Source organism: Kitasatospora sp. NPDC058444, from assembly GCF_042721415.1.
Lineage (GTDB): Bacteria > Actinomycetota > Actinomycetes > Streptomycetales > Streptomycetaceae > Kitasatospora.
The window spans coordinates 85879-96420 of sequence record NZ_JBHXLL010000033.1 but is presented as its reverse complement, the minus strand read 5'-3'; the positions used below and the strand labels follow the sequence as shown (position 1 = coordinate 96420).

Annotated in this window: 7 protein-coding genes; 2 read left to right on the top strand and 5 right to left on the bottom strand. The window is 73.6% G+C overall.

Annotation, left to right across the window (positions count from 1 at the left end):
• Positions 1-552: 552 nt before the first annotated feature.
• Positions 553-1359, top strand: coding sequence for a DeoR/GlpR family DNA-binding transcription regulator (locus tag ACFWP2_RS28430; RefSeq protein ID WP_380456552.1), 807 nt, complete (start codon positions 553-555; stop codon positions 1357-1359).
• A 45-nt stretch (positions 1360-1404) separates the two neighbouring features.
• Here the strand turns inward: ACFWP2_RS28430 and galK are convergent, their stop codons facing one another.
• On the bottom strand, positions 1405-2550 hold the full coding sequence (gene galK / locus ACFWP2_RS28425) for a galactokinase (protein ID WP_380456550.1): 1146 nt from the start codon (positions 2548-2550) through the stop codon (positions 1405-1407).
• 262 nt (positions 2551-2812) lie between these two features.
• Here galK and galT point away from each other — a divergent pair, with 262 nt between their 5' ends.
• Positions 2813-3919 (top strand): galactose-1-phosphate uridylyltransferase, encoded by a 1107-nt coding sequence (gene galT / locus ACFWP2_RS28420; protein ID WP_380456548.1) that lies wholly within the window; start codon positions 2813-2815, stop codon positions 3917-3919.
• Positions 3920-4176: 257 nt separating this feature from the next.
• Here the strand turns inward: galT and ACFWP2_RS28415 are convergent, their stop codons facing one another.
• From ACFWP2_RS28415 to ACFWP2_RS28400, 4 genes are all read right to left on the bottom strand, one after another.
• Positions 4177-6633, bottom strand: coding sequence for an RICIN domain-containing protein (locus ACFWP2_RS28415; RefSeq protein ID WP_380456546.1), 2457 nt, complete (start codon positions 6631-6633; stop codon positions 4177-4179).
• 89 nt (positions 6634-6722) lie between these two features.
• Positions 6723-8609 (bottom strand): DUF5107 domain-containing protein, encoded by a 1887-nt coding sequence (locus tag ACFWP2_RS28410; protein ID WP_380456544.1) that lies wholly within the window; start codon positions 8607-8609, stop codon positions 6723-6725.
• A complete protein-coding gene (locus tag ACFWP2_RS28405) occupies positions 8606-9451 on the bottom strand; it encodes a carbohydrate ABC transporter permease (protein ID WP_380456542.1) in 846 nt (281 codons plus the stop codon). The genes ACFWP2_RS28410 and ACFWP2_RS28405 overlap by 4 nt, the downstream gene beginning before the upstream one ends.
• A gap of 124 nt (positions 9452-9575) precedes the next feature.
• Positions 9576-10541 carry a carbohydrate ABC transporter permease gene (locus tag ACFWP2_RS28400; protein WP_380456540.1) on the bottom strand — a complete coding sequence of 322 codons (966 nt, stop codon included), beginning with the start codon at positions 10539-10541 and terminating at the stop codon, positions 9576-9578.
• Between the last annotated feature and the right edge of the window lies 1 nt (position 10542).

Below are 10542 nucleotides of genomic sequence, written 5' to 3'. Positions count from 1 at the left end.
CGCCGCGGGGCGCCCGGGGGGCGCCCGCCTGCTACACCCACCGGGCCCCCCCCGGGGGGGGGCCGGGGGGGCCCCCCGCCGCCCCCCCCCCCCCCCGGGGGGGCCCCCCCGCCCCCCCGCGACCCTCCCGCACCGGGCACCCCGGTGCTCGGATCCCCGTGACGTCCGTCGCCCGCGTCCGTCTCCGGTCCCGCCGCCGCACAACGGCGGGACCGGAGACGGCCGGGGACGGAACGGCGGCCGGCCGCCGAGGGTCGACCGGACCGCAGCCGGAACTGCCGGTGCCACCCCTGCCCGTGGCACCGGCAGTTCCGTTTCCGGATTCCGGTACGGCAAGGCCCCACCGGACCGGCCGGACCCTCCGGGCCGAGTGGCGCACCGGAGTCCTGGGATACTGGATCACGTCGCGACCGCCTCTCCCCGGTCGACGCCCCCGACGCTCCGGCCACCCCGTCCGGCCCGCGACGGCCGCGCACGTTCCTCCACCACCGTGGCAGGGTCGGCCGGAGGAAGCGGGAGCGACCAGGTACCCGTTCGATCGAAAGGGCCTTCGTGGCTGACCAGAGTTTGCTCGCCCCGCAGCGCCAGGCGCTGATCCTGGAGGCCATCCGCAAGGCCGGCGCGGTGCGCGTCGCCGAGCTGGTCGAACAGTTCGGCGTGTCGGACATGACGATCCGTCGTGACCTGGACGCCTTGGCGCGCCAGGGAGCCGTGCGGAAGGTCCACGGCGGGGCCATCGCGCTGGGGGCCGCGAGCACGGACGAACCCGGATTCGACGTCAAGTCCGAGCTGGAGGAGAGCACCAAGGCCGCACTGGCGGACGCCGCCGCGCGGCTGGTGGAACCGGGCAGCGTGGTCGCGCTCTCCGCCGGCACCACCACCTACGCGGTCGCCTCCCGCCTGCTGGACATCCCGCGGCTGACCGTCGTCACCAACTCCCTGCGGATCGCCGACCTGCTCTGGGCAGCGAAGAGCGACGGAACGGAGACCGTTCCGTCGCTGCTGTTGACCGGAGGGGCGCCGACCCGCTCCGCGGCCCTGGTGGGGGCCCTCGCGGACCAGACGATCCGAAACCTCCACGTGGACCTGCTCATCCTCGGCGTGCACGGCGTCAGCGAGCAGGCCGGGCTCACCACGCCCAACCTGGCCGAGGCCCAGACCAACCGGGCCCTGATCGCCTCCGCCCGCCGCACCGTCGTGGTCGCCGACCACACCAAATGGGGCGTCGTCGGCCTGAGCAGCTTCGCGACCCTGACGGAGGTCGACTGCTTCATCACCGACGACGCCCTGCCGGCGGCGGCCCGCGGCGTGCTCGCCGACGCGGTCGGCGAACTCGTCGTGGTGCCGGCCGGCGGTTGACCGGGCGCGGCCCGGAGCCGCCCGGTCAGGCCAGGACGTGCCCGGTCAGGCCAGGCGCCGCGCCCCCGCCGAGGGGACGGCGGTGAAGGCGACGGGTGCGGCGAAGCCCTCGGTCGCGAAGGCCGAGCCCACCGCCTCCGAGACCGCCTCCACGTCCCCCGTCGCCACGAGGGCGATGACGGAGCCGCCGAAGCCGCCGCCGGTCATCCGGGCGCCCAGCGCCCCGGCGGCCACGGCGGCCTCGACCGCGAGGTCCGTCTCGGGGCAGGAGACCCGGAAGTCGTCGCGCAGCGAGGCGTGTCCGGCCGTCAGGATCGGCCCCAGCGCGGCGATCCGGCCGGCGTCCAGGTGCTCGATCGTCTCGGCCACCCGCTGGTTCTCGGTCACCACGTGCCGCACCAGCGGGGCGAGTTCCCCGGGGAGGCGGTCCAGGGCCGCGGTGAGGCCGGCGGCCGGCAGGTCGCGCAGCGCGTCCAGGCCGAGCAGTTCGGCGGCGCGCTCGCAGCCGGCCCGCAGAGCGGCGTAGGCGCCGTCGCCGAGGTCGTGCTTGACCCTCGTGTCGATCACCAGCAGCCGGAAGCCGGCCGCCTCCAGGTCGAGCGGGACGTGCCGCTGCTCCAGCGTCCGGGTGTCCAGGAACAGCGCGGCGCCGTCCGTGCAGCAGGCGGAGGCCATCTGGTCCATCACCCCGCAGGGCACGCCGACGAAGGCGTTCTCGGCCCGCTGGGCGATCAGGGCGAGTTCCGGCGCGGTCAGGCCGAGCCCGTACAGGTCGTTGAGGGCGGCGGCCGTGGCGCACTCCAGGGCGGCGGAGGAGGAGAGCCCGGCGCCGGCCGGCACGTCGCTGTCGAAGGACAGGTCGGCGCCGCCGACCGCGTGTCCGGCCTCGGCGAGGGCCCAGAAGACGCCGGCCGGGTAGGCGGCCCAGCTGGTGACCACGCCGGGGGTCAGGCCGTCGAGCGCGAGGTCGGTGATCGTGCCGTCGCCCTGGGCGCTGTAGACCCGCACCCGGCCGTCCTCGCGGCGGCGGGCGGTGACCTTGGCGGTGTGCGGGAGGGCGATGGGCAGGACGAAGCCGTCGTTGTAGTCGGTGTGCTCACCGATCAGGTTCACCCGGCCGGGCGCGGCCCACACGCCGCTCGGCCGGGCGCCGTGGACGGCCTCGAAGTCGCTGGCGGCCTGGTCGATCATCTGCTCGGCTCCCGTACCTGGTGCGTGTGTGTCATGGCGGCTCCCGCTGGTGCCTTTGCGACGGCGAGAGTTTATTTCGACATAATCAAACACTACCGGAACCGCAGTCAACACCTGCGGTTTTGTCGCCCCGATAAAGGCAAGGGGCGGCACCCGGCGACCGACTGGCCGGTCTACACCTGTTGACAAACGATCGCATATGTTTGATTCTGTTGGAGATTGTCACAGGCGGGCCAACGCCCCACGCATAAGGAGCACGGCGGTGCACAAGACCGCGACCAAGCTGGCCGACGGCCGCGAACTCGTCTACTACGACCAGGAGCCCGGAGCGGTCCGCGACGCCGCGGACGAGCGCCCGCTGGAACCCTCCGCGAGCCTCTCCGAGACCCGGCTCGACCCGGTGCTCGGCGAGTGGGTCACCGTCGCCGCCCACCGCCAGCAGCGGACCTACCACCCCCCGGCCGGCGAGTGTCCGCTCTGCCCCTCCCGCGACGGACGGCTGAGCGAGGTCCCCGCGGCCGACTACCAGGTCGTGGTCTTCGAGAACCGCTTCCCCTCGCTGGCCCTGAACTCCGCCGCCCACGTCACCGCCCGGGAGGACGACCCGCTGCGCACCCTGCGGCCGGGCACCGGCCGCTGCGAGGTGGTCTGCTTCGCCCCCGACCACGACGCCTCCTTCGCCGACCTGGACGAGGCCAAGGCCCGCCTGGTGCTGGACGCCTGGACCGACCGCACGGCCGAACTGTCGGCCCTGCCCGAGATCCGGCAGGTGTACTGCTTCGAGAACCGCGGCGAGGAGATCGGCGTCACGCTGGCCCACCCGCACGGGCAGATCTACGCCTTCCCCTTCGTCCCCTCCCGCACCCTGCGGATGGTCCGCCGGGCCGAGGCGCACCGGGCGAGCACCGGGCGGAACCTCTTCGAGGACCTCCTCGCCGCCGAACGGGCCGCCCCCGAGCGGCTGGTGCTCCAGGGCGAGCACTGGACCGCCTTCGTGCCGTTCGCCGCCCGCTGGCCGTACGAGGTCCACCTCTACCCCAACCGCCGGGTGCGCGACCTCACCGAGCTGGACGAGGCCGAGCGCGCCGAGTTCCCCGGCCTCTACCTCGAGCTGCTGCGCCGCTTCGACCGGCTGTTCCCCGCGCCCGCCGGCTCCGCGCCGAACCGGACCCCGTACATCTCCGCCTGGCACCAGGCGCCGAAGGACGGCGGCGACGAACTCGCCCTGCACCTGGAGCTGTTCACCATCCGGCGCGCTCCCGGCAAGCTCAAGTACCTGGCGGGCGTGGAATCCGGACTCGACGCCTTCGTCACCGACGTGAGCCCGGAGGCCGCCGCCGAGCGGCTGCGCGACGCCGCGACCCACTGAGCCGGCACGTGGGAGGCTCCGCACGGCCGTCGATCGAACCGTACCGGCCGGCGCGGACGGCTTCCCCATCGTCGAGTCCGTCCGAAGAACCGCCGACGGCCGCCCTCCCCGCAGTTGGGGAGGGCGGCCGTTCGACGTCCCGGGTGGGGGTACGTCCGGGTGCGAGGTCGGAACGCGGAAGTGCCGGGCTCCCGGGGCAGTCCCGGGAGCCCGGCGTCAGGCCCGTCCCCTCCAGGGGACCGCCTCGCGGGCCTGGATCAGGAGATCGACCACCGCTGCAGCGGCGATCCACTGTCCGGCTGCTGCGTCACCGGTGCGCCGTCCGCGCCGGAGGCGGTGGTGAGCAGCAGGCCGCTGCGGGCCGAGGTGACGGTGTAGGAGCCGTCGGCCGTCAACCGGACGTTCCAGTGCTGGTTGGCGCCGCCGGTGCACGGCCACTGGATCACCTGGGCGCCGGCGTCGGTGGAGCCGCCGCTGACGTCGGCGCACATCGACGAGAGGCCGTTGACCAGCTCGTACGAGCCGTCCGGCTGGGAGCGGAACTGCCAGCGCTGGTTGCTGTCGCCGGTCGGGCTCCAGGTGATGAGCCGGTTGCCGGCGGTGGTGCTGTGGTCGCCGTCGTCGAGGGCCTTGCCGCCGGTGGTGAGGGTGTGGTTGCCGCTGAGGGCCGGGTTGACGGTCCAGCTGAACGTGACCGAGGCGCGCGCGGTGCCGGAGGAGGCGGTGACGGTCACGGAGGCGACCCCGGCCGCGGTCGGGGTCCCGGAGATCAGGCCCGCGGGGCCGAGGGTGAGCCCGGCGGGCAGGCCGGTCGCGGAGAAGGTGAGCCGCTTGCCGGCGTTGTCGGTCGCGGTCAGCTGGACCGAGGCGGCCTTGCCGACGGTGCCGGTCTGGTCGCCGGGGCCGCTGAGCACGACCGTCTCGGGGGCCTTCCCGGTCGGGGTGAGCGTGAGGGTCTGCGCGGCGGCGGTGCGACCGCCGCCGACGGCGGAGCCGGTGGTGTCGGTCCAGAACCGGGCGGGGGTGGTCTCGGCCGGGGTCCCGGCGGCGGTGAGGCCGAGCACCAGGCCGCTGTAGCGGTTGACCAGGCGGTAGCCGGTGCCGGCCGGCACGATGAACCACTGCCGGCCGACGCCGACGGCGCCCCCGACGGTCAGGGCGGCGCCCCAGGCCCGTCCGGCGGTGGTCGAGGCGTCCACGCCGAGCGCGCCGCCGGTCGCGGCGTTGAGGATCCGGTAGGAGCCGTCGCCGTTGCTCGCGAACGACCAGGCCTCCAGCTTGGAGCCGGAGGCCCGGGCCGCCGAGGTGGTCACCGGGCTGCCGGGGAGCTGGGCCAGCACCTGGCCGTCGCCGCCGGCGATCCGGTACGTCCGGGTGAGGTCGAACGGCGCGGCGGCCGGCTTGGAGGAATCGACGGTGAGGTCGACGTACTCACCCGAGGAGCCGTCGGAGCACCCGAACGAGCAGTAGAAGCGGAAGTCGCGGCCGATGATGGTGGAGTTGGTCAGGTTGGCGCTGTCCAGGAACCAGCGGTACCAGGAGGCGGTGTGGTAGCCGCCGGTGTCGCCGAGCAGGGTCCACTGCTGGGTGGCGAGGTCCTTGGTGGCGTAGATCTGCTGCGGGGCGTTGCCGCTCTGGTCGACGGCCTGTGGCGTGCCGAGGTAGAGGCCCAGGTGGGCGTCGTAGGCGACGTTCATGACGAACAGCGGCGAGGTCGGGGTGAGCGTGCCGGCCGCGACCTGCTGCTTGACGGTGCCGGGTTTCGCCGGGTCGTACTCCTTGGCGGGCGGCACGTAGCCGGTGGGGTCGGCGGCGTCGACGGGCACCATGTCGCTCTCCCGGCCGCCCTTCCCGGGCTGCGACCAGGCGCCGTCGTACCACTTCTGCCAGCTGCCGGGCGCCATCTTGGCGGAGATCGGGGCCCGCGCGACGTGCGCCATGAAGTCGCCCCAGGACCCGCCCTTGTCGACGATCCGGGAACCGTAGAAGACGTAGAAGTAGCCGGATGCGGTGTCGACGAAGAGCCGCTGGTCGCCGTCGCCGTAGTCGAAGGTCTGGGCGGGGAAGGCCGTGGTGTCGCCCCGCGTGGTGCTGTACGGCGAAGTGATCACGTGGTCCCTGATGTCCCAGGTCCGGCCCTGGTCCGTGGAGACGGCGTAGTCGATGGCGTCGAAGTGGAGGCCGTCGCCGAAGGGTTGGGGGGTGAACTCGTTGTGCACCAGGCCGTACCAGTCCCCGGTGTCCGGGTCCACCCAGACCCCCGACAGGTCGCAGAAGTTGCGCTGGGAGTAACCCGAGCCCTGCGGCGGGTAGGTGGCCTGCACGCCGGTGGGGCTGTTGTTGCACCGCCAGGTGGTGTCGTCGTTGCGGTCGTCGGGGTTGGCCGGGTTGACCGCGCCGCTGATCGCGGCCGACCTGGTGGCGCTCTGGAAGTCCTTGCCGGTGAAGAAGTCCCACTGGCGGGAGTCGTTCGCACCGTACAGCGAGTGCGCCTGCTGGAAGTAGAAGGTGCCGTCCTTGTCGGTGTAGACGCTGGCCGGGGTGTCGTCGGGGTAGGGGAAGGCGCCGGTCCTGCCGACCGAGACCGTGTACGTGGTGGCGCCGGCCGCCGCCTCGGGGGCCGGAGCCGGGGCGGCGGCCAGGGTGCCGGCGCCGAGCGCCGCCAGCGTGGTGGCGGCGAGGGCGCGGGCCCATCGGGTGGATAGGGGTGACACTGGTACTCCTCTTCCGTGGCGGGGCGCACCGTTGCGCCCCTGCTGTGGGGGGTGCGGAACGGGAGAGTGGTCTGTGGGGAGGCGGGCGGTCAGCCGTCCGCCATCCGGAAGTCGTACTGCGGCGGCACCGGGGTGCCGGGGTGGACGGCGAGCCAGAGGGTGTCCAGGGAGACCTCGCCCTCGCGCATGGTGTCGACCTGGATGCCCTCGGCCAGCAGGCGTCGGACCCGGTCGTCGTCACCGCAGGTGTACGCGGCCTCCGCCTCGGCGAGCCTGATCCGCCCGTGCGCCCGGTCGGCCGGGGAGAGCCGCTCGATCAGCGCGAGGGCCTCGGCGGGGCGCTCGGCGCGCCGCAGCGACTCCAGCACCTCGATCGTCAACTCGCGGAGTTCCGGGCGGAGTCGGTGCGCCGAGCACATGAGGTCGGCGGCCGCCGACCGGTCCGGGGTGAGGAAGGCGAGCGAGCGCAGCGCCCAGGGCGAGGCCTGGACGGCGGCCGAGCGTTCGAAGGCCTCGCGGGCGGACTCCCGTTCCCCGGCCGCCAGGCGCAGCAGCCCGAGCTGGTAGAGGGCGTGCCAGTCCGCGGCGTCGCCCTCCAGCAGCAGCCGCCAGTGCGCCCCGGTGACCGGCTCGGCCGGCGGGTCGCAGACCGGGAGCGTGCCGGTCTTCAGGAGCTGCCGCCAGGGTTCCTGGGCGGCCGCCGGCTCGCCGAACGGCAGCAGCGGCGAGGCGGGCAGGGCACCGGCCTCGATCTCCAGCGCGGCCCAGCCGCCGCCCTCGGACAGCACCTCCTCGGGGGCGCCGAACCCGCCGCCCCGGGCGTCGGCCAGCTCCAGCTCCAGCGGCGGGAGCAGCTGGTCCAGCGCCTCGCCGGCGGCCGCCCGGGCGTCCTCCCAACTCCCGTGCACGGCCTCGGGATCGGCCTTCAGCAGCCCGTACGCCTCGGTCCAGGACCAGGTGGCGCCGGCGGGCATCGGCAGGTGCTCCAGCTGGGTGCGGGCCAGGCCGGCCTGGATCTCCAGGTAGGCGGAGTCCGGGCCGGAGAGCCACTCCTGCCAGTGCCTGCCGCCGGTGCCGGTGCCCCAGCAGAACAGCTTGCGGCCGCGCAGCCGGGCGGTGGAGGTCTGGACGAGCCCGGCGCCGGTGGCGTCCAGGGCTGCGATCCAGGGGCGTTCGCCGCCGGGGAGGTCGAGGAAGTAGTCGGCGGCGCGGGCCACCCGGCCGGGGTAGCTGCGGTCGGCGCCGTCGACCTGCGGGAAGGGCACCCGGCGCAGGTCGCTGACGTAGTCGCAGTGGAAGGCGTGGTCGGCCGGGCCGAGGACGCGCACGTCCCGGTCCTCGGGCACGGCGATGTTGGACCACCAGTAGACCGGCGTCTCGGTCGGCGCGGGGTTGTGCACGGCGATGCGGACGTAGAGCACCGGGGAGCCGGCGGGCAGCCAGGTGTCCATCCGCAGCACCAGGCGCCGCAGCCGTTCGAAGGCGTACATCCGCAAGCCCGGGGTGCCGTCGGGCGCGCTCACCCGGACGGCGTGCAGCGGCTCGCAGGTCAGCGGCCAGTGCCCGGTGGCGCCGAGGTTCCACTCCACCCCGCCGGCCAGCCAGGCGTCGCGCAGGGCGAGGTTGGCGGGCTGCAGGATCCGGTTGCGGTGCAGCAGCTCCCGCCCGGTGGGGCGGTGGACCAGGGACCACAGCCGCCCGCCGAGGGAGGGCAGGAAGGTCGCGGTGAGGGTCTCGTTCTCCAGGACCACGCACGGGAGTTCGCGCTCGGCGCGGACGCGGTCGTACCCGCTCTGCCGGGTGTACGGCAGCAGCGTGTCGGGCAACCCGTAGGCCAGGTTGCGGCGCATCTCCTCGTCGACCCCGGCGCCCGCGCCGGTCTGCCGGAGCAGGCCGTGCAGGATCGGGAGGGTGCCGCCGACCGGATCGGGGGTGCCGTCGATGCGGAGCAGGTCGGTGCGCAGGGTCGAGGTCACTTGCCGATCCCAACTGTCATGCCCTGGATGATCCGCGAGCCCATCCAGGAGAAGAGCGCGATCATCGGGGCGAGGATGATGCAGACCCCGGCGAACATCGTGCCGAAGTCCAGGCCGTTGAACTGCTGTGCCGCGACGAACGAGGAGAGCGCCACCGGGAGGGTGGTCTTCCCCTGGCTGTTCGTCAGGACGAGGGCGAACAGGGTCTCGTTCCAGGCGGTGATGAACTGCAGGAGGAAGGCGGTGATCAGCCCGCCGCGGGCGACCGGGAGCACCACCTGGAGGAAGGTGCGCAACGGGCCGGCGCCGTCCAGGACGGCGGCCTCCTCCAGCACGCCGGGGATGCCGCTGAAGAAGCCGGTCAGCAGGAAGACGGTGAACGGCATCGCCAGGCCGACGTAGACCAGCCCGAGGCCGAGGTCGCTGTCGGTCAGGTCCACCCGGGACAGGCCGACGAACAGCGGTACCACCAGCACCTGGCCGGGCACGCCGAGGCCCATGGCGAAGGTCATCGTCAGCGCCGAGGAGGTCCGCGAGCGGCGGCGGGCGAGGGCGTAGGCGCAGGGCGCGGCGAGGGCGACGGCGACCACGGAGGAGAGGCCGGCGGTGAGGACGCTGTTGAGCGCCGCCTGGGCGAAGCCGCCCTCGTCGAGCGCGGTGGTGTAGTTCTCGGTCTTCGGGCTGGTCGGCAGGCCGAAGCCGTGCTGGAGGATGTCGGGGCCGCTGCGCAGCGAGGTCAGCAGGATCCACAGGAGCAGCAGCAGGTCGGCGGCGACGACGAGCCAGACGGCTGTCGTGCCGATCCTGCTCGCCAGTCCGGCGGCTCGGTTTCCGCTTCGCACGGGTGGGGGCCTTTCGGGTTGCGGTGTGGGGGCCGGGATGCGGCGGGGTCGGTGGCCGACCGGCTCGCGGCGGTCGGTTCTCGACGGGCCCGCGCCGGGTGGTGCTCGGTCGGCTCGCGCCCGGTCAGTACTCGATCGGCTCGCGGCGCAGCAGGCGGCGCAGCACGACGGTGATCAGGGTGACCATGACCAGGCTGACGATCGCGGCGGCGGTGGCCATGCCCAGCCGGGGGACGGTGCCCTGCGGGAAGGCCTCGGCGTAGACGTACACGGCGGTGTTCCAACTGCTCACCGGAGGGTAGGAGTTGGTACTGCCGCCGTAGAGCAGGATCAGCTCGAAGATCTTCACCGAGCTGACGGTCCACAGCACCGCGCAGACCGCGATGACGTCCCACGCGCAGGGCAGGGTGATGTGCCGGAAGCGCTGGAAGGGGCCGGCGCCGTCGAGTTCGGCCGCCTCGTAGAGGTAGTCGGGGATCTGGTCGACCGCCGCCATGATGATCGAGGTGTAGTAGCCGGTCGCCGTCCAGACCAGCGTCCCCAGGACCATCGGAAGCAGGTTGTCCGTCGACAGCCACTTGGGCGGCGTGGTCACCCCGAAGAGCTTCAGCGCCTGGTTGACCGGGCCGGTGGGCGAGAACAGGAAGCCGGCGGCGATGCCGAAGACCATGCCGTTGACCAGCGAGGGGAAGAACAGCACCGAGCGGGCGAAGAGCCTGGCCCGCATCTCGCGCAGCACCAGGGTGAGCGCGAAGCTGAGCACGAAGGTGATCGTGCCGCCGATGACCATCAGTTCCAGCGTGTTGAACAGCGAGGTGCGGAACCTCGGGTCGCGGAACAGCAGGAGGTAGTTCTCCGGGCCGCGCCACTCCATCGCGCCCATGCCGTCCCACTTGTGGAGGCTGGTCCACAGGGCGTAGCCGACCGGGGCGACGAACAGCACCGCGTACACGATCAGCGCGGGCGCGGTGAAGGGCCAGAACACCCGGCGGCGCTGGCGCTCCAGCGGGCCGACGCCGGGCCGGGCGGCCCGCTTGGACCGGCCCCGGACGGTGTCCGGCCGGGCCGGGTTCTCGATCGTCGTCGCCACC